The sequence below is a fragment of the Roseateles oligotrophus genome (genome assembly GCF_025717515.1).
Taxonomy (GTDB): domain Bacteria; phylum Pseudomonadota; class Gammaproteobacteria; order Burkholderiales; family Burkholderiaceae_C; genus Paucibacter_A; species Paucibacter_A oligotrophus.
Genome location: NZ_JAJIRN010000009.1, coordinates 231,616 through 251,772, shown reverse-complemented (window position 1 = coordinate 251,772; position 20,157 = coordinate 231,616). Strand labels below are relative to the sequence as shown.

Annotated in this window: 16 protein-coding genes; 13 read left to right on the top strand and 3 right to left on the bottom strand. The window is 63.6% G+C overall.

Annotated features, from left to right (window positions below; translation table 11 throughout):
* Window positions 1-28: 28 nt before the first annotated feature.
* The 6 genes from LNV07_RS20300 (at window position 29) to LNV07_RS20275 (ending at window position 7,697) form a co-directional block, all read left to right on the top strand.
* Entirely contained in the window at window positions 29-2,968 is a 2,940-nt protein-coding gene (locus LNV07_RS20300) for a TonB-dependent receptor plug domain-containing protein (protein WP_263573004.1), read from the top strand.
* A gap of 111 nt (window positions 2,969-3,079) precedes the next feature.
* Window positions 3,080-4,498: a DUF3472 domain-containing protein gene (locus LNV07_RS20295; RefSeq protein WP_263573003.1), complete on the top strand. Its 1,419-nt coding sequence runs from the start codon at window positions 3,080-3,082 to the stop codon at window positions 4,496-4,498.
* Window positions 4,499-4,513: 15 nt separating this feature from the next.
* Complete coding sequence (locus LNV07_RS20290; RefSeq protein ID WP_263573002.1) at window positions 4,514-5,083, top strand: PEP-CTERM sorting domain-containing protein; 570 nt, start codon at window positions 4,514-4,516, stop codon at window positions 5,081-5,083.
* Window positions 5,084-5,115: 32 nt separating this feature from the next.
* Entirely contained in the window at window positions 5,116-6,480 is a 1,365-nt protein-coding gene (locus LNV07_RS20285; RefSeq protein WP_263573001.1) for a Gfo/Idh/MocA family protein, read from the top strand.
* Between the two features lie 111 nt (window positions 6,481-6,591).
* A complete protein-coding gene (locus LNV07_RS20280) occupies window positions 6,592-7,326 on the top strand; it encodes a substrate-binding periplasmic protein (RefSeq protein ID WP_263573000.1) in 735 nt (244 codons plus the stop codon).
* A 146-nt stretch (window positions 7,327-7,472) separates the two neighbouring features.
* Window positions 7,473-7,697: a hypothetical protein gene (locus LNV07_RS20275; protein ID WP_263572999.1), complete on the top strand. Its 225-nt coding sequence runs from the start codon at window positions 7,473-7,475 to the stop codon at window positions 7,695-7,697.
* Between the two features lie 7 nt (window positions 7,698-7,704).
* On the opposite strand, the gene LNV07_RS20270 is transcribed toward LNV07_RS20275, so the two are convergent.
* On the bottom strand, window positions 7,705-8,979 hold the full coding sequence (locus LNV07_RS20270) for an MFS transporter (protein ID WP_263572998.1): 1,275 nt from the start codon (window positions 8,977-8,979) through the stop codon (window positions 7,705-7,707).
* Window positions 8,980-9,066: 87 nt separating this feature from the next.
* Between LNV07_RS20270 and LNV07_RS20265 the strand changes: the two genes are divergently transcribed.
* The gene (locus tag LNV07_RS20265) at window positions 9,067-11,058 is read left to right on the top strand and encodes a hypothetical protein (RefSeq protein ID WP_263572997.1); all 1,992 of its coding nucleotides are present in this window, start codon (window positions 9,067-9,069) and stop codon (window positions 11,056-11,058) included.
* Window positions 11,059-11,078: 20 nt separating this feature from the next.
* On the opposite strand, the gene LNV07_RS20260 is transcribed toward LNV07_RS20265, so the two are convergent.
* Together LNV07_RS20260 and LNV07_RS20255 are read right to left on the bottom strand one after the other, a co-directional pair.
* On the bottom strand, window positions 11,079-12,440 hold the full coding sequence (locus LNV07_RS20260) for an acyl-CoA thioester hydrolase/BAAT C-terminal domain-containing protein (RefSeq protein WP_263572996.1): 1,362 nt from the start codon (window positions 12,438-12,440) through the stop codon (window positions 11,079-11,081).
* Window positions 12,441-12,583: 143 nt separating this feature from the next.
* A complete protein-coding gene (locus LNV07_RS20255; RefSeq protein WP_263572995.1) occupies window positions 12,584-13,483 on the bottom strand; it encodes a LysR family transcriptional regulator in 900 nt (299 codons plus the stop codon).
* A 90-nt stretch (window positions 13,484-13,573) separates the two neighbouring features.
* On the opposite strand from LNV07_RS20255, the gene LNV07_RS20250 reads away from it, so the two are divergent.
* From LNV07_RS20250 to opp4C, 6 genes are all read left to right on the top strand, one after another.
* Window positions 13,574-13,747 (top strand): DUF1127 domain-containing protein, encoded by a 174-nt coding sequence (locus LNV07_RS20250; RefSeq protein ID WP_263572994.1) that lies wholly within the window; start codon window positions 13,574-13,576, stop codon window positions 13,745-13,747.
* Window positions 13,748-13,927: 180 nt separating this feature from the next.
* Window positions 13,928-15,445: an AMP nucleosidase gene (locus LNV07_RS20245; protein ID WP_263572993.1), complete on the top strand. Its 1,518-nt coding sequence runs from the start codon at window positions 13,928-13,930 to the stop codon at window positions 15,443-15,445.
* 479 nt (window positions 15,446-15,924) lie between these two features.
* A complete protein-coding gene (locus LNV07_RS20240; protein WP_263572992.1) occupies window positions 15,925-16,614 on the top strand; it encodes a FadR/GntR family transcriptional regulator in 690 nt (229 codons plus the stop codon).
* 85 nt (window positions 16,615-16,699) lie between these two features.
* Window positions 16,700-18,259 (top strand): ABC transporter substrate-binding protein, encoded by a 1,560-nt coding sequence (locus tag LNV07_RS20235; RefSeq protein ID WP_263572991.1) that lies wholly within the window; start codon window positions 16,700-16,702, stop codon window positions 18,257-18,259.
* Window positions 18,260-18,308: 49 nt separating this feature from the next.
* Window positions 18,309-19,262, top strand: coding sequence for an ABC transporter permease (locus tag LNV07_RS20230; protein WP_263572990.1), 954 nt, complete (start codon window positions 18,309-18,311; stop codon window positions 19,260-19,262).
* 31 nt (window positions 19,263-19,293) lie between these two features.
* Complete coding sequence (gene opp4C / locus LNV07_RS20225) at window positions 19,294-20,151, top strand: oligopeptide ABC transporter permease (RefSeq protein WP_263572989.1); 858 nt, start codon at window positions 19,294-19,296, stop codon at window positions 20,149-20,151.
* Window positions 20,152-20,157: the final 6 nt, after the last annotated feature.

Here is a 20,157-nt window from a genome sequence, read left to right as displayed (position 1 = left end):
CTGACCGCCTTCAACCGGAGAACATGAAATGAAAGTTACAAAATTGGTGGCGCTGCTGGCTGCAGCTGGCTTGGTGCAAGTCGCTCACACGGCCCATGCCGCAGAGGAGTTGGAGCGGGTCGAAGTGACCGGCTCCAGCATCAAGCGGGTCAACGCCGAGACGGCCTCGCCGGTGCAGGTGATCACGGCCCAACAAATCGAGAGCATGGGGGCGCGCACCTTGATGCAGGTCTTGGACAACCTGCCCGCCGCACGCCCCGGCCAGCAAGACTTCCGTTCGATGTTTACCGGCTCCGACGGCGCCTCGCAAGCCAATCTGCGCGGCATCGGCGCGCAAGGCACCTTGGTGCTGTTGAATGGCCGCCGCCTGTCCTTCTACGGCGCACCGGAAGGCTTTCAGACCCAGTTCGTCAATATCGATTCCATCCCCGCCGCCGCGATCGAACGCATGGAGGTGCTGACCGACGGCGCCTCGGCCGTCTACGGCTCCGATGCGATCGCCGGTGTCATCAACGTGATCACCAAGCGGTCCTACCAAGGCCTGCAGATGAGCCTGACGACCGACCATTCGCAGAAGGTCAAGTCCTTTGGCGAACACCAGGCCAGCGCCACCTATGGCTTTGGCGACCTTGACCGCGATCGCTTCAACATCTACGGCTCGGTCAATCTGTTCAAGCGCGACCGCATTGCCTTTGCAGACACCTACCTGAAGCGGCCCGAGCAGTTCTACGTCAACAATCCCAACTTCATCAAGAACCTGCGCATCGGCGAGGGCAGCGAGCTCGGCACCGTCAACCCAGGCACCCTGTTCGTGTTCGACGCCAAGAATGCCCGCACCAATATGGCTGCACCGGGTTGCAAGAACGTATTGACCGCTGGCGCCAACACCAGTTGCATCGTCAATGCCCTGCCCTATCAGCTCGACACCGGCCCCAAGTCCGACCGCGCCACCGGCTACTTGGCCGGCCGCCTCAATATCAGCCCGACGATGGAAGGCTTTGCCGAAGTCGCCTATACCCATATCAATATGCGCGGCGAAAACGGCCCGCGCAGCTTCAGCAGCGGCCAGACCATCAACTGGTATTCACGCAATACCGGCACCAAGCTGAACACTTTTGTCGCCCCCTTCCTCGGACCCAATAACGAGTACAACAAGCTGACTCCTGAGTTGAAGGCCAAGATGGGCGGCGCGGCCGGCTTGAGCTATCTTTTGCAAGATGCCAGCAATCATTTCGGGCAGGAAAACACCGACGACAGCTACCGCGCGATGGCCGGCCTGCGCGGCACTTTGTTTGGCGACTGGGACTACGAGACCGCCTTGAGTGTGGCCGCCAGCCACTCGGTCACCTACCAGACCATCAACATCAACACGGTCGGCTTCGAAAAAGCTTTTGGCCCTTTCACCTACGACCCGGTCAGCAAGCGCAGCTTCATCCCCGACCACCCGGCCTACCAGTTCGGGGTGATCAACGACAAGAATGCCGCGCTGATCCGCGAGGCCTTCCCGACCTTTGACATTCAGTCGCGCACGAAACTGATCAGCCTGGACGGCAAGATCGAAGGCAAGCTGACCACCTTGGCGGCCGGCGATGTGCGCGCCGCCTTCGGCTACAACCTGATGCAGGAGTCCTTCTACACGCCCGGCAACAAGGACGCGGCCGACGGCCACATCACCCAGCAAGGTGGCTCCTGGTTCGACGGCCAGCGCACCATAGGCGCGCTGTTCAGCGAGGTGGTCGTGCCCATCACCAAGAACCTGGAGTTGGACGCTGCGGCGCGCTTGGACAAGTACCCGAACTTCGCCGCCAATCTGGCGCCCAAGCTCGGCCTGAAGTTCCGCGCCATGCCGGAACTGCTGCTGCGCGGCACCTACTCCGAAGGCTTCCGAGCGCCCAATTTGGCCGAGTCCGGCGAAGGCGGCGTGTTCGCCCAGCGCGGCGGCATGAAGGACACCATCCGCTGCAACGAAACCAATGCGATCGCCAATCAGCTCAAGAAGTCGGTTGACCAGGTGGACAAAGACAACGGCAAGTCCTTGCTCAATAGCAACTGCAGCAACAATATCGCCGGCCTGACGCCACCCAACAAGGACCTGAAGCCAGAGAAGGCCAAGAGCGGCACGCTCGGCCTGGTGTTCCAGCCGGGCAAGGACTTTGACATCTCGGCCGACTATTGGTTGATCCAGCGCCGCGATGAAATCGTCCGTCAGGACTTCCAGGAACTGTATGACCAGTACGCGGAGAAATACGGCCCTACCCTGGCCGGCGCGCCGGGCGTGATCCGCAACCCGATCTCCGACAACGACAAGGCCGCTGTGGCCGCCGCCGCTGCCATGTGCACCAACCCGGCCAATGCGGCAGCCTGCACGGGCAAACCGCTGAGCTACTCGGTCGGCATGTTGGCGGGCATGAGCAATAGCTATCTGAACCGCGGCCGCACGCTGGTCGACGGCTTCGACCTCGACGCCCATGGCCGCTTCAGCCTCGGAAGCATGGGTCAGCTCAACCTGGGTTTGGCCGCCACCATCATGAACCGCAACAAGCATGATGACGCGCTCGGCGAGGGCTTCTCGCAGAACTATGTCGGCTACTACGGTCAGCCCAAGTACCGCGCTACCTTCAATGCCGATTGGCGCTATCAGAACTTCGGCAGCAGCTTGTTCGTCAACTACACCGGCGGCACGAAATGGGCTTACGACAAGCATGATGAAGAGAACAACAACCCGACGACCTGTACAGCGGCCGACGTGGACCTGCCGGCCAATCTGTGCGGCGGCGCACCGGCCTATTACACGGTCAATCTGGGCTTCAACTGGGAGCCGATCAAGTCCTTGAATCTGGGCCTGAACATCAAGAACGTCTTGAACAAGCAGCCCGACTTCGACCCGAACGGCTGGGAAGGCTACAACCATGCGCTGAACGTTTTCGGCCGCGTGTACAGCCTGTCGGCCAGCTACAAGTTCTGGTAAGACTCAGCACCTGATCCGCACATGGCCATGCTTGGCCCGCCAGCTTCCGGCGGGCCAAGCGCCGCTGTGCGCAGCTTCCTCAGTTCAGTTCAAAGAAAGATTCGCCAGCCCATGCACCAGCATCTCGCAATCGAACCCGTCTCGCCCGTCGAGCCGGCCCGTCCTGCACGGCAACTCACGTTCAGCGCCTTATTGCTGCTGTCGCTCGCAGCATGTGGCGGCGGCAGCGTAGCCGAAGCCGAGGCGCCTGCGTTGACGGCGCCCGCAGTCGCCGCAGGCCCGACAGCGCATGCCTTGGCGGCCCCGGCAGCAGCGCTCGCCAAAGCCCGCGCCCCACAAATCGCCCTCGGCGGCAATGCCTACATCACCGCAGCCGGCCCCGACACGACCGAATGGATTTCGAATGAAGACGGGCTGATGGACTGGACCGACCCGGCCACCGTGATCAGCAGTTATGTGCGGGTCGCGCAGCCGGGCAAGTTCAATATCGTGCTCAAGGGCAGCGCGCCGGATGGCGGCGTCAGCACCGTGCGCATCACCGCGCTGGGCAAAACTTTTACGCAGCGCCTGACCGCAGGGAATGGAGCCATCAACGGCCAGTTCACCAGCCTCGCCACCGTGGACGTGGCCCAGGCCGGCTACGTCAAGATCGATGTGCAAGGCCTCAAGCGCACCGGCGCGGAGTTCGGCAAATTGACCGCGATCGAGCTGAGCGGCACGGCCGCCACCGGCCTGCTCTACGCCAATGCGCCGGAAGACTATTACTGGTCGCGCCGTGGCCCTTCGGTGCACCTGTCCTATGCCGTCCCGGCCAATACCGAGTACGCCTATAGCGAGTTGCAGATCCCGGTCGGCGAAGACCCGATCGGCTCTTACTTCATGGCCAATGGCTTCGGCCAAGGCTATATGGGCATACAGGTGAACGGGCCGGACGAGCGCCGCGTGCTGTTCTCGGTCTGGGACCCGGAGGACGGCGGCGGCAAGACCACCTTGGTCAAAAAAGGCCCGGACGTGGTCGTCAATGACTTCGGTGGCGAAGGCACCGGCGGCCAGTCCTACCTGCTCTACCCCTGGATCGCCGGCAACACCTATAAATTCATAACCCGCGTGCGGCCCGACGGCCAGGGCGCCAGCCTGTACTCGGCCTGGTTCTTCGCACCCGAGGACGGTCAATGGCATTTCATTGCCACCTGGACCCGCCCTAACATCACAAGCTGGCTGACCGATTTTTACGCCTTCGCCGAGAACTTCGACGGCGAGCAAGGGTGGCGCGAACGCAAGATGCTGCACGGCCAGCAATGGGCGGTCAACAAAGACGGCACATGGAAGGAGCTGAACCGCGCCCGCTTCACGGTCGACTCGACCGGCGCCAACAAGCAGCGGCTGGACTACGCCGGCGGCGTTGACGCCAGCGGCAAGTTCTTCCTGCGCAACGGCGGCTTCTTCAATGAGACGGTAACGGCCGGCCAATATTTCACGCGCCCGCTGACCGGGTCCAAGCCGACCGTGCAAATCGATACCCTGCCCTGACCTGAGATGCCCATCATGATGAAGAAATATCTCTCTCGTGGCTGCTTGGCACTCGCCGCTGCGGCGTCCATCGCCATGCCCGCCAGCGCCGAGGTGCTGACGCTGGATGTCAGCGGCATCAATAGCCAGGACGTGATCGGCTCGGCCGCCAACACCGTCCTCAGCTTCAATCTCGGCGCGCTGGCCCATATCAACAGCCTCAGCTGGCAGGTCGATCTGCAGGCCTACAACCCGAGCTGGCTGTCGGAGCTGCAACTGAGCCTGAGCGGCTCGCAGACGAGCAGCGCCGGCCTGCTGTTTGCGCCCGGCGCCGGCAGCGACTTTGCCGGCAGCCAAGCCTTTGCCGGCTCGATCGATTTGCTCGATCAGGGCCTGGACTTCAGCGTCGGCGCCGATGGCATCTTGCGCTTGGAATTCAGCGAAGCGGCGTCGGATGGCCTGAGCCCCGATGGGCGCTGGCAGTCCGGCCGGCTCGCCATAGACTGGACGGCCGCCGCCGCTGTGCCTGAGCCGGCCAGTTATGCTCTATTCAGCTTGGGTTTAGCCCTGCTGGCTGGGCTGGCACGATCACGTAAGCTCAGCTGACTGCAGCTCCATTTCCTATTGCCTCCATGACCATGAACCGTAGAAATTTCCTCCGTTCCTCCACCACCGCCCTGGGTGGATCGGCACTGCTGACGCCTGCGTTTTCCGCTCAAGCCGCCGCCCGCCCGCGCCTGCGCGTCGGCCTGATCGGCACCGGCATGCGGGGTCAGGTCTTGCTGAAAGAACTGCTGCGCCGCGACGATGTGGACGTGGTGGCGCTGTGCGATATCGAACCCATCATGCTGGGCCGGGCGCTGGCGATGGCCGAGAAGTTCCAGCGCCCCAAGCCGCAGACCTTTGGCGAGAGCGGTGACAAGCTCGCCTATTTGCAGCTGTTGGCAAAGAAGGACTTGGACGCCGTCATCATCGCCACGCCCTGGGAGCTGCATGCAGCGATGTCGATAGACGCGATGAACGCCAAAGTCGCGGTCGGCTGCGAGGTGGTGGCCGGCGTTTCCTTGCAAGATCACTGGGATGTGCTGCGCACCCAGCAGCGCACCGGCACACCGTATATGTTGCTGGAGAACGTCTGTTACCGGCGCGATGTGATGGCGGTGCTGCAGATGGTGCGGGCGCAGATGTTCGGCGAGCTGGTGCATTTGCAGGGCGGCTATCAGCATGATCTGCGCGCGGTCAAATTCAATTCCGGCGAGCCGGCCAAGCCCTATGGCGGCGGCGTCGAGTTTGGTGACAAGGGCTGGTCGGAGGCGCGCTGGCGCACACAACATGCGGTCGAGCGCAATGGCGAGCTTTACCCCAGCCATGGCATCGGCCCCTGCGCGATGTACGCGAACATCCACCGCGGCAACCGCTTCACCCATATCAATGCCTTCGCCAGCAAGGCGCGCGGCTTGCATGACTATGTCGCCAACAAGTCGGGCAAGCCAGAGCACCCCTCGGCCAAGGTCAAATTCAAGCTCGGCGACATCATCACCACCACGCTGGCCTGCGAGAACGGCGAAACGATCCTGTTGCAGCATGACACCTCGCTGCCGCGCCCCTATTCGCTCGGCTTCCGGGTGCAGGGCACGAACGGTTTGTGGATGGATGTGAACCACTCGGTGCACTTCGAGGGCATCAGCAAGCCGCATCAATGGGAGGACTTCCAGGCCTACCAGGACAAGTTCGAGCATCCGCTATGGAAGAAGCATGCGGCCACCGCGGCCGAGGCCGGCCATGGCGGCATGGACTGGTTTGTCATCAATGCCTTTATCGAGGCCTTGAAGGCCGACGCGCCCATGCCGATCGACGTCTATGACGCGGTGGCCTGGAGCGCGATCACGCCACTGTCCGAACAGTCGATCGCCGAGGGCTTCAAGACCCTCCCCTTCCCGGACTTCACCGAAGGGCAATGGAAGACGCGCAAGCCGATCTTTGCCTTCGGCGATAGCTACTGATCGGGTCGGGCTCGCCATCAAAGGACGGCCGAGAACAAAGCCATACAAGCAAGCGCCGGCCTCCGCAGCCGGCGATTATCATTCCCCGTACGAAGACTCGTAGCAGGCGAAATGATGCATCGCGCCTTGGTTTTTGTCGGCGGACTCTTGATCGCAACAGCGGCGTTCGCGGTCGATCCCGCGCGCCCTGTTTTGCGTGTGATCGTCGATACCAGCACCGAGATGCCCTGGGCGCGGCTGCAGAACAGGCAAGTGGTCGCCGGCCTGCACCTTGATCTAGGCAACGCCCTGGCCGGGCAACTGGGCCGCGATGCGCGATTTTTGGTCCTGCCACGCAAGCGCGTCGCGGCCGCGCTGGAGAGTGGCGAGGGCGATATCGTCTGTGCCCTACTACCGCAATGGTTCGCCGGGCCCTTCGATTGGAGCTTGCCTGTGCTGCCGGACGGCGAGGTGATCTTGAGCCTGCGCAGCGCTGTCCGGCCGCGGACATTGGGCGACTTGCGCGGGCTGCCGCTTGGCACCGTCAATGGCTTTGTCTACCCGGATCTGGAGCGAGCGCTTGGCAGCGACTTTGTACGTGAGGATGCGCCCAATGCCGGGGCCAACCTGCGCAAGCTGAACCTGGGCCGCATGCAGCATGCCGTGGCCAATCAGCTCTATGTCGAATATCAGCGCCGTCAAGGTGTGCTGACGGCGGCCCTGCATCCGGATTTTCAGCTGTCACGCTACGTGATGCCCTGCGCCCTGTCGCGGCGAAGTGGACTCAAGCTTAATGAACTGAACCGGGCCATCACCCGATTGGAGAGCAGCGGCGCGCTGACCCGCATGCTGAACAGCTATCGCTGAGTAGCCCGCACCATTCATCGCTGCCAATCTCAGTTCGCACGCCAAAGCCTGCGCTTCGTCGCCTGCTTCTGGCGCCGGACAAGGGCTTTGTAGACACTGCAGACATTGCAACAGAGGAGCCCCCTCAACACCAAGGAGCCGCAGCCATGAACACCACCCGCCACTACCAATTTTTGACCACCTTGCTGACCGCCTTGGGCGCCATCGCCGCTTCGGCCGTGCTCGGCATGAATCTGGCCGATCAAGCTGCGACACAGCAAAAGGTAGACAAACGGCTGGCGCGTGAAATGACGGCGCAGGCGCAAGAGCTGCAGCAAGAACAGCCACAAAAGCTGCCACCGGTGTTGATTGCCGGTCGCCGGCAAGCCTGAACTCGTTTCAGCGAAACAGCGCCGGGTAGTCGCGGGCATAGGCCCCCTCGGCTTCGGCGTGGGGGAGGTTCAAAAAACGCCGGTAGCCAGGCACCTTCAGGTAGGCCAGGCCGACCACAAACAGGCCCAGTCCAAACAGGCCGTAGACCCAGTCCACATTCATGTGCAACAGGCTGACGCCGGCAAGACCTGGCCCCAAGGTGCCGGCCACCTGCATCACCATCATGTTGACCGCCGTCATGCGCGCCCGGTAGGCCTGCGGCATGGCCAACATCCGGTGGGTCTGCCCGACCATCTGCACGGTAGCAATGCCCAAGCCAAACAGCGCGAAGCCGAACACGATCAGCAGCGGCTGATGGCTGAAGCCGATGGCGATCATGGTCACGCCCTCAAGCAAAATCGCACCCAAGCTGGCGTTGAAGCGGCCAATCCGCTGCGCCGTCCAGACCGAGCCGCCGAGCGAGCCCAGCAGCATGCCGGCCGCCAGGCTGGCCTCGCAAGCCCCCAGCCAAGCCGCCGACAGACCCAGCGACTGCACCTTCAGCGGCAGCAAGATGCCGATGCCGGGGCCGAAAAATAGCCACACCCAGGACGACACAAAGGTCCAGCCACGCTCCATCGGGATCTTCCACTTGGCCACCAAGCCGGCGCGCAAGTCCCTTAACCAATGCCTGGCCTGGGCGCCTGCGGTCGGGGTCGCGGCGCTGATACGGCTGGCCAGCCAGGCCGCCGCCAAGAGCAGGCCGGCATGCAGCCAGAGCGCGGCGGCCGTGCTGGCCAGCGCCAAGACCGCGCCGCCCAAAGCCGGCCCGAGCAGACGCCCGACCGCTTGCGCACTTTTTTGCAAACCCAGGCCTTCGGTCAGCTGCTCGCCCGGCAGCAACTCGGCCACGATGCTGAACGAGGCCGGCATGATGGCCGCCATCGCGACCACCGACAGCAACTCAAGGCCGATGATCCAGCCCAGGTGGTAGATGCCGGCCTGAGCCAGCGCGGCCAACACCAGCGATTCGAGCGCCATCAGCGCCAGGCCGCCGGCGATCAAGATTCGTTTGGAGACCCGGTCGCCCAGGGGCGAAAGCAGCGGCAGGGCAATGAAGGAGGCGGCCGACAGCGTCGCCGCGAAGATCGCCAGCTCGGCCGCGCCACCCTCGGTCGCCACCCACCAAGGCACGGCCACGTGACCAACCATCATGGACAGCAGCATCAAGCTGTCGCTGATCAGCAGCAATCTGAAGGGGAGACCCAGCGGCCGAAAGCGACGCGCGGCAGCTTGTAACATCGGGCCAGTTTGACACGAAAAAACAGGCCGGCGGGCGAGCAGCGCCCGGCCAACGATTGATCCAGGGCTTGAGGGAGCTAACTCGAAATGACGGCAAAGATATTCGGCAATTTTCGGCGGCGAGCGTTGACCATGGCCTTGTTGGCGCAGGTTTTGCTGCTGAGTGCCTGCGGAGGCGGTGGCGGTGATAGCAGCCCAGCGGAGCCCACGCCCATCCCCACGCCCACGCTGCCCGTGCCGCCCTTGAGCGCCGAATGTCAGCCCGGCTCGGTCGCCAAGCTGGTGCAGGAGGCCGCTCCGCTGCAGGGACGTAACACCGAAATCGCACTGCTCGCTTGCAGCGGCAAAGAGTTGAAGGCTTTGAGCTGGAAGCAAACCGCCGGCACGACGCTGAACCTGCTCTCGGCACGCTCGCAAGCGATCACGCTCGACCCCGTCGTCGGGCAGAGCTACCGCTTCGATCTCGGCTATCAAGACGGCCAAGGCGGCAGCCATCTGCAAAGCGTGCAACTGGAGGCCAAGGCAGCGCTCGGCGACGACGCAGCCATTTTTGTGCGCGGCGAGCCCTCGGTGCTGGCCGGCGGCAAGACCTCGCTGCGCGTCACCAGCGCCAAACTCAGCGAGGCCGATTGGAGCCTGGCCACGGTGCAATGGAGCCAGCTGGAGGGTCCGAGCGCAGACCTGGGCGAGACCAATACCCGCCGTGTGGTGTTCACCGCGCCGCCAACGGCGGCCGATGCAATGCTGCGCCTGCAAGCCAGCATCACCCTGGCCAATGGCAGCAAGCTCAACGCTCAGTTCAATCTGCTGGTGCAAGGGCCCTTGCCGGGCGCTCCGGCCGATCCGCTCTTCAGCGCCAAGGCCCCTTCCAGCCGTGTCTACCCCTATCTGGCCCAGGGTCCTTATGCCACAGCGCTAGACGAATGCGTCTACAACCCGCGCCTGACGAACAGCAATCTGTGCACCCTGGGCAAGCTGCCCTTGCTGGGTCAAGCCACGGCGGGCCAAGTACCGACGGTCGAGCAGGTGATGCAGCGGGTCTTGGTCTCGAACGACTGGATGGGCGAGTTGTTCGAGCGCTTTTTGCGCGAGGAAGATAAATTCGGCGACTATCGCCGCATGCTGGCCAGCGTCACGGCCATCGTCATCGGCGGGCGGGTGCGGCCGGCCTTCTACTGGAGCGCCACCGGCGCCATCTACCTCGACGCCAGCAGCCTGTGGCTAACGCCGGAACAGCGTGACACGGTCAGCGAGTCGCCGGACCCGCGCAGCAACAATGGTGCGCTGCTGGGATTCGCTTCACCTTGGCGTTATGTGAAGGACAACCAGCACGCCTACAACAGCCTGGCGCGCGAACCGCGCCTGAGCCGCCCCTTGGGTGAAGTGACTTTTGCGCTCGGCAGCCTGCTGTATCACGAGCTGACCCATGCGGCCGACTTCATGCCGCCGCGCCTGCACGCCGGCCTGCCCACCGACAAACGGGTCTATCAGGCCGGCCCTGCGCGTGGCCTGTCGCAAAGCCTGCATGAGCAGTTCCCTTTCTATTCGAGCGAGCTGCAGGGCCTGGCGAAGGTGCTGTCCTTTGGCGCAACGCCGACGCCGCTGCAAATTTCCTACACGCCCAGCGACATCGTCCACTTCTTCAGCACGGACCGGGTCAGCGATGACTACGCCTATTCGGTGCCCGACGGCGAGGCCTTCTCGCGCGAGGACGCGGCGATGCTGGCGGAAGAAACCATGATGCAGCTGCGCTACGGTGTGCTGCGCGACTATGCGGTGACGGACAAGCTGCTGGACGGCGCGCTCAGCGCCGATCTGACTGTTAGCTGGGGCCAACGCGGCCGCATCGGCGAGGCGGCGATCAAGCCGCGCGCCAAACTGGTCTTGGCCGAGGCGATGCCCTGGGTCGATGCGGCCTTGATCGACACGCTGGCTGCGCCACTTCTGCTCCGGCCCGGCCAGACCTGGGGTGCCAACCTGGATCAGGCCGCCCTGGCCGCCGGCAAGGTGCGGCCGCTGTCGGCGCAGCAACGCCTGAACGAGCGCGAGCAGACAACGCGCGAGTTGCGTTCGCGCTGAGCGATCGGGCAAGGAGCCGATCACGGCTTCGCTTGGCCCAGATGCTGCTTGAGGAAGGCCAGCACCTGCGGCCAAGCGTCGGCCTGCGCCTGCGCATCGACGGCGGGGCTGCCGCCCAGCTTCATTGGGCCGAGGTTGTGGCCGGTGGTCGGCGCCCAGCCGCTGGACGACAGCGCGTGGCCGGCGCCGGGGTAGATCAGGCTGATGGTGGGCAAGCCCTGGGCCTGACGACTGGCCTCGATATTGCGCGCCATGCCGGCCGAGTCCCACATCTGATCATCGCTGCCGGCGACCATCAGCAGCGGGCCGCGATAGTTCTCCACCGCGATGCGCGCGCCCGCCAGCCGTTCGGGGTGAGCGACCCGGCCCTGGTCCATAGGCCGGCGGATATGCACGGCCGCGCCAGTGGCGAAGCCGGCCGACTCCGCCGCCATGCCCTGGTAGGGTTGCCAAGGCAAGGGCTTGCCTTGCCAGGCAAAGGACGACCTTGTGTCCGCCTCAGGCACGCCCATGCCCCAACCTTCCCAAATCACATCCGAGGGCACATAGGCCACGACGGCGCGTATCCAGGCCATACGCGCGCTGGCGGCCAGCGCGAACTCCGCCCCCTTGGAAACGCCATAAACAGCGATGCGCTCAGCGTCCACCTCGGGCTGGCGACCGAGCCACTCGCGCGCTTGATTGAGGCGGTCCAACTCGATGTCCGCAAATGAGCTGGGCAGGCCAGGCAGCTCGGCGGGCTCCATGCCCTTGGCCCCCCAGGTCGGCGGCGAATAGTAGGGCAGGCCCAGCACCGCATAGCCCTGCGAGGCCAGCAGCGGCGTGGTCGTGCGGGCGGCGATGGAGCCGCCTTCCGAGCCGCCCAGCACGATGATGGCGCCGCGTTTATGAGCACCGGGGCCGACGGCAAAGCGGGCCCCGGGAAAGTCAACGACCGCCCGGCTCTGCACCTCGGGCGCGAACGGTTGCAGCCATAGTTTCTTTTGCACCAGCAGGCGTTCGCCGGCATAGGCCTGCAGCCAGACCTCGCCTTGCTGCTTGGGGTCCAGCGGCGGCAAACTCGCCCTGGGTGCGGCCAGCTGCATGGACCAGAACAGGCCACGCACATCGGCGCCGGTGTAGCTGCCGCTGTCGGGCGCCTGGCTGTTCAGGTCCAACTCGCCGGCGGCATTGCTGGTGAACCGGGCCTGAGCCTGATGGGGCTGCTGCGGGATCATGCCGCGCGCCAAGCGGCTGCTGACAATCCGGATCGAAGTCAGCGGCGGCAACTCGCTCAGACGCAGGCTCAGCGCCGTGCCCTCCACGACCTCGGCGGCCGGGCTGACGTGAATTTGCTGGGCCAAGGCCGGCCGGCCGACGGCCAGCGCGAGAGTGATCGCCATACAGGTGATTTTGAAGTTAGGCATGACAGGCTGCGGAATGGGTGAATCGAGTCTTCACTGTAGAAAGACCATCCAAAGCCACGCGGCGCAAGGCGACGAATCAACCGGGCAAGCGACGAAACGCAAGCCCAGGCCCTCAAGGGTCAAGCCTGTGCGAACTCCCTCAAGACCTCCAGGACCGGCAGCGCGCCGGCCGGCAACAACTCATGCGCGGGATGCACCAGCACCAACTCGCGCCTCATGGCCGGCCGCAGCGGGCGCATCTGCATGGCCTCATGCACGCCCAAGGCATGCGGCGCCTGTTCCTGTTCGAGCGGCAGAATCGCCGCGCCATAGCCGGCCACCACCAGGCTCTTCATCGCCTCGGTGAAGTTCAGCTCGATGCGGGCCGTCGGGCTGAAGCCGGCTTGGCCGAACCAGCTCATCGTGTGCCGGTACATCTGCGTCGAGCTGTCATTGAAGATCAAGGGCTTGTCGGCCAGCCAGGCCGGCGTGATGGCGTCCGGCACCACCCAATCGGCCGGCAGATAAGCCATCATCGGATCGCTGCGCCAGGGCGTGCATTGCAAGGGCGACGCGCCCGGCAGCGGCAGCGTCACCACGCCCAGATCCAGGCTGCCGGCCTCCAGCCGCGCCAAGGTCTCCTTGCTGCCGAGCACGCTGACTTCGACATCAATGTCCGGGTATTGCTGCGCCAGCATCGCCAAGACCTGCGGCAGCAAATACACCACCACCCCGGTCGATGAGCCCAGCCTGACCTTGCCGGCCCGCCCCTGCGCATGGCGGCGCACCTGCTCGATCGCTTCATCGGCATCGCGCAGCAAGACCCGACCCCGCTGCACCAAGACTTGGCCAGCCGAGGTCAACTGCGCACCGCGTTTGCCGCGCAGCAGCAAGGCGGCGTCCAGCCGCGACTCCAGCTCGCTGATGTGCAGGCTGACGGTCGGCGCGGCCAAGTGCAAGGCCTGCGCGGCGGCCGCAAAAGTGCCCAGGTCGGCAATCGCGACCAGGGTGCGCAGTTGGTCCAGGTTCAAGGCTCGCATCAGCTTTCCTGAATTAAACGGTCAGATCATTCAACTTTTCAACACTCATCTTAAATCGGAAGATGCATGCCAAGACAACGGAGAAACACCATGACACTCGTAAAAAAGGCATTCCCCTTCCTGCAAACCCTGCGCGCCGCTTGGCTGCAGCGCCAGCGCGATGCGCAAATGCGGGCCGAGCTGCGCGGCTTGGACGGCCGTGAATTGTTAGATCTAGGCCTGGGCCGCGGCGAGCTGGAATATCTTCTGCTCAAGCAGGACTGAAATCGCCAAAACGGCTCGGTCGGAGCGCCACAATCGGCGCCGAGGGACCCTCTGCAAACCCCCGTTGGCCGCGGCGGGATCTTTGCGGGATGCAGGGCAAGGCGCGAACCGCCGGCCAGCACCCGCAAAGGCCCGCCCCGAAGGGGTTTTTGCAGAGGGTCCCAAACAAGGAGCCCGATGATGAGTTTCAGCCCGCCGTTTTTCGCCCCCGTCCAATACAAGGACGCCGCCGCCGCGCAAGCGCAGGCGCAGCAGATTTATGCGGCCAGCGTGCTGCATTTGCGCCAGGCCCTACAGCGTTTTGTGGCCGGCGAAGACCTCCCCAAAGTACGCGCCTGCTACCCCTTTGTGCGCCTGCGCCTGCGCTCCAATCGCGGCGCCGCGCCCGGCTCAAGGCTGGCCTACGGCTTTGTGGACGGCGTCGGTAACTATGAAACCACGCTGACCCGCCCCGATCTGTTCGCCGACTATGACCGCCGGCAGTTCCAGTTGCTGCTGGACAACCACGGCGAAGCGCTCGAGGTGGGCAGCAGCAACCAGCCGATCCCATTGCACTTTGCGCTCGGCGAGCATGAGCATTTCGAAGGGTCCTTGTCGCCGGAGCGCCGCCGCCTGTTGCGCGAGGTCTTCGATCTGCCCGACCTGGCCGCGATGGACGACGGCATTGCCAATGGCACGCAAGACCTGACCCCCGGTGCCCCGCAACCCTTGTCGCTATTCACCGCGCCGCGGGTCGACTATTCGCTGCAGCGCCTGCGCCATTACACCGGCACGCGGGCCGAGTATTTTCAGAACTTCATCTTGTTCACCAACTACCCTTTCTACATCGACGAGTTCGTGCGCATGGGCCGCGAGCTGATGCAGCAAGCCCCCGACCCGGCCCAGCCGCATGAGTTGGACGACTGCATCGCCCTGGTCGAACCCGGCAACCTGATCACGCGCCGCGTTGGCCTGAGTGCCGAGGCGGAAGATGCTTTGGGCGCCGCGCTGCCGCGCCTGCCGCAGATGCCGGCCTACCACCTGATAAGGCGTGATCGCAGCGGCATCACGATGATCAATATCGGCGTCGGCCCGGCCAATGCCAAGACCATGAGCGACCATGTGGCGGTGCTGCGCCCGCATGCCTGGCTGATGCTGGGTCACTGCGCCGGCCTGCGCAACAGCCAGCAGCTCGGTGACTATGTGCTCGCGCATGCCTATGTGCGCGAAGACCATGTGCTGGACGAAGAGCTGCCGCTGTGGGTGCCAATCCCGCCGCTGGCCGAAATCCAGGTGGCGCTGGAACAGGCGGTGGCCGATGTGACCCAGCTCAGCGGCCCGGAGCTGAAGCGGCTTTTGCGCACCGGCACCGTCGCCTCGACCGATAACCGCAACTGGGAGTTGCTACCCAACGATCGCCATGGCGGCCCCGAGCGCCGCTTCAGCCAGAGCCGTGCGATCGCGCTGGACATGGAGAGTGCGACCATCGCCGCCAATGGTTTTCGCTTCCGTGTGCCCTATGGCACCCTGCTCTGCGTCAGCGACAAACCGCTGCACGGCGAGATCAAGCTGCCCGGCATGGCCGACCAGTTCTACCGCGCCCGCGTCGACCAGCATCTGCGCATCGGCATGCGCACCGTCGAGCTGCTGCGCGCCAGCCCTTTGAGCCAGTTGCACAGCCGCAAGTTGAGGAGCTTTGCGGAGGTGGCGTTTCAGTAGGGCAGAGCTTCGATCGAGCTTGCTCATCGAGGCCCATGTCTCGATGGCTTGCGGCAACTCAGGACGCACAGCAGGCATTGACGGGCGACAGCAAAGTGCCCATTGCGGGTATTCGCCTTGGCTCGATCAATTCACGCAACCGACTTCAAGGGGCAGTCCAAACAGGCGACCTCACTGCCCTAAAGCTGACTTTGCAGACCATTAGGCGATGGCTTCCTGCGCTGTCGGAGCGGCACCGAAAAAATGTTCCTGTTTGGCTGTGCAGTCAGCGCTTACTTGAAGCTTTGACTAAGTGAAATCCCTAATATCAGACATCTGATATCTGAGCGACCATCTGTATCAAGCGAGAGATCGGCAATGGGCAGAGATGTGATGCTTGTTGCAACCCTCTCCCCAACGCTGAGGATCGGCTGAGTCAACCGTTTGGCCGGGTCAGAGGAACCGATTCAGTCAGTAGTTGAGACAACTGGAGTTCACTTATGTCGTCAAATCGCGTACCGGCCTACCGCCGGGCCCAAATTGAGATCAAGCAGTTCATAGACAACAAGGGCTTGAAGGACGGCGATAGGCTGCCGCCCGAAGGCTGGCTTGCCGAGGAGCTCGGCATCAGCCGGCCGTCGCTCAGAGAGGCTGTCAAGGCTCTTGAATCCCTGGGGGTAATCCAGTCACGACATGGCGAAGGCATCTTCGTCAAGGCCTTCTCCTTTGACTCGATTCTCGAAAACCTGCCCTACTCCTTGGTGGCAGGCGATGCCCAGGTCAAGGACTTGCTCCATGTACGAACCTTTCTGGAGCTCGGTGCCATTCCCACAGTGATCGAGCAGATCGCGCCGGAGAGCGTTGTGAAGATGCGCGCGCTTGCCGAGACCATGCTGGTCAAGGCCCGGGCACATCAAACCTTCGAGGAAGAGGACAGGGCCTTCCATGTCGAGATGTACCGCAGCCTGAACAACAGTTTCCTGCTGTCGCTGATCGACCTGTTCTGGAGCATCTTCAACAATATGCACAACGCCGCAACGCAACCCGCGACGGACCCCTGGGCGATGGAGGCCACCGCCCTCGATCACCTGCAAATCGTCGACATGCTGGAAAAGAAAGATGGCGCCGGCCTGCTTTCCGCCCACCGCAAGCATTTCGATTCGATCTTGAAGCGTTACCCGAAAAGCTAGGCCGAAGAGCCGAGAGACAAGCAGACTTGCGTAGGCAGGTCTGGGGGTTCCGTTCGTTCGCCATTTCTTACAGTAGGCAAGAGACATGCTTGGAAAGCGCAGAAATTCCCTGACGATCGCGGCAGCGATCGGCCTGGCTGCGGCGGCTTCGGCAGGCATCGCCGCAGAGTCAACCTTCATCGGCGCCTTCGACGTGGGCCCGGCCGGCAACGCCCAGAAATTCAACCCGCTGACGGCGTCGGCCGGCTTCAGTTTCTACAACAAGTACTTCAGCACCCTGACGCTGTACGACGTGGGTCTGCAAAAGGTCGCCGGCGACCTGGCTCAGAGCTGGCACTATTCCGCCGACGGCAAGACCCTGACGATCAAGCTGCGCCAGGGCGTGAAATGGCACGACGGCAAGCCGCTGAGCGCGCGCGACGTGAAGTTCACGCTGGAGATGGTCCAGAACCCCGATATGGCGAGCGTCTTCGCGAGCCGCCTTGGCGCTGTTGCCGACATCAAGGCCGCAGACGATGCCACGGTGGTACTGGCGCTGAGCGCCCCCGACGCCACGCTGCCCGATGCTTTCACCAACATCATGATCCTGCCCGAGCATCTGCTCGGCAAGCTTGCCGCCAAGGATTTGCGCAGCGCCGATTGGTGGAAGTCGCCGGTCGGCACCGGCCCCTACAAATGGAACAAATACCTGCCCGATCAGTATGTGGAGCTGACCGCCAATGCGAGCTTCTATCGTGGCAAACCCAAGCTCGACAAGCTGATCAATCGCTACTTCAAGGATGGCAGTTCGGCCGCCATCGCGCTGCAGGCGGGTGAGATCCAATACAGCTATCTGACGCTGGACCAGGTGAGGGAGAACGAGAAGAACCAGGCCTACAAGGTGGTGGCCGGCTCCTCGCATGTGCTGAACTACATCGGCGTCAACAAAAATGACCCGCGCTTCAAGGACGTGCGCATCCGCGAGGCCATTCTGCTGGCGATCGATCGCAAGGCCATCGTCAAAAGCCTCTACGGCGGCGGCGCGACGCTCGGCAACTGCGTGCTGACAATGCCCAAATACGTGCCGGCTGACATCAATCACTATGAAACCAATGTCGCCCAGGCGCGCACCCTGCTCGCGCAGGCCGGCTGGGACAAGCTCAGCAAAGGCGAGCCGATCGAGCTGCTGACCTATTACAACGATCAGCTGTCCAAGGATGTGGTGGCGGCGCTGCAATTCATGCTGGCCCAAGTCGGCATCAATTTGAAGCCGCGCTTCGTCGACGCACCCAGCTTCGGCCCCCTGGTGGATGCCGGCAAATTCAGCATGGTCTTCGCCGGCAGCGGCAACGGCCCGGACCCCAGCGCGCTGGCTCCGCTGTTGGCATCGGCCTATGCGCCACCCAAAGGTGTCAACCGCATGCGCGTCAACTCGCCAGAGATCGACCAGCTCTTCCAGGCGGGCCAGCGCGAGTCCGACGAGGGACAACGTACCGAGATCTACAAGAATTTGTGCCGTGTCACGAACGCGCAACTGCCTTGGATCCCGCTATGGGTGGCCAACCGCTTCGGCGGTTTCGCGAACAACACTCAGGGTGTGATCTGGACACCGGCGCCGGGCGGCGGCCGCTATCAGGATCTGCCCGAGACCTGGTCATTGCGCTGATACGTTTCGTCAAAGAGACGGCGCCGCGTCAAGCCGCGCCACGACTTAAATGCTCAAGTACATCCTGAACCGCATCCTGATCAATATCCCGACGCTGCTGGCCATTTTGGTGGTCGTGTTCATGCTCATCAACTTGGCACCCGGCGACCCGGTGGACGCCTTCGTCCCCCCGACGCAGGCCCTGACGGATCAGCAGAAAGAGCTGCTGCGGCATGAGCTCGGGCTGGATCGGCCGTTGCCGCTGCGCTTCGCCATCTGGGTGAAGCAGGTGGCGCAGGGCGACCTGGGCTACCGCTACAAGGACGGCGCCAAGGTTCTGGATGAAATCAAGCAGCGCGTCGCGCCGACGCTGCTGCTCGCCTTCAGCGGCTTGGCGGGCGGCTCCTTGTTGGGCATCCTGCTCGGCATCGTTTCCGCGCGACACCACAACACGCGCGTCGACCATGGGCTCTCCGTCCTCGCCTATATGGCGATCAGCAGCCCGGCCTTCCTGCTCGGCATCCTGGGCATGTATTTGTTTTCGCTGCAGCTGGGCTGGTTTCCAGCCGGCGGCTATTCGACACCGGGCCGTGAGGACTTCGCCGACATCCTCTATCACCTGGCGCTGCCGGCGGCCGTGTTGTCGGTGCAGTTCATCGCCATCCTGATGCGCTACACCCGGGCCGGTCTGCTTGAGGTGATGACCCAAGACTACATTCGCACCGCCTCCTCCAAGGGGCTGAGCGCCGGCAAGGTGATGCTGCGCCACGCCTTCCCGAATGCCCTGATCCCCATCGTCACCGTGATCGGTGCCAACTTCGGCGCGCTGGTCGGCGGCGCGGTCTTTGTCGAAACCGTGTTCTCCTGGCCCGGCATGGGCACGCTCTTCCTCGACGGCATCGAGAGCCGCGACTACCCGCTGATCATGGGCATCACCTTGTTCATGGCGCTGGCCATTCTGCTCGTGAACCTGCTGACCGACATCCTCTATTCGTGGATCGATCCGCGCATTGCGCTGAAGTAAGCGCAGCCGAACCCGCCACATGAACATGCACATGAACTCCTCCAGTTTGACGTCCGCCAAGTGGCGCAAATTCAAGGCGAACAAGCTCGCGATGCTGGGCCTGGGCGTCTTCACGCTGATCACGCTGGCTTGCCTGTTCTCGCGGCTGATCTTTGCCTTCGACCCGAATGCAATCGACCTGGATTCGGTGCGGCTGCCGCCCTCATCCCAGCATTGGCTGGGCACCGATCAGATTGGGCGCGACATGCTGGCGCGCACCATGGCGGCGGGCCAGATCTCGCTGCTGGTGGGTGCCTGCAGCGTGCTGCTGGCGCTCGTCATCGGCACCTTGCTCGGTGGCGTCGCCGGCTATTTCGGCGGCTGGGTCGACAAGCTGATCATGCGCTTCGTCGACCTGGTGATGACCTTCCCGCCCATCATCGTGCTGATGACGCTGGCCGCCGTGATCGGGTCGGGCACGGCCAAGACCATCTTCATCATTGGCCTGCTGTCATGGCCGCTGGTGTGCCGCCTGGTGCGGGCGCGCATTCTGAGCGTGCGCGAGATGGAGTTCGTCGCCGCTGCCAAGACCCTGGGAGCCGGGCACGGCTACATCCTCTTCAAGCATCTGCTGCCCAACACCACCGACGTGCTGGTGGTCTTCTCCTCGCTGGGTTTCGTCTCGGCCATCATGGCCGAGGCGGGCCTGAGCTTTCTCGGCCTGGGCGTGCAGCAGCCAGATGCTAGCTGGGGCAGCCTGATCAGCATCGCGCGCGAGAGCTCCGTCCTCAAGCAATACCCCTGGATCTGGCTGCCCTCGGGCATCTTCATCATCACCACAGCCCTCTGCGTGAACTTTATTGGCGATGGGCTGCGCCAAGCTTTCGACCCCAAAACCATCAAGGAATGACCCTCC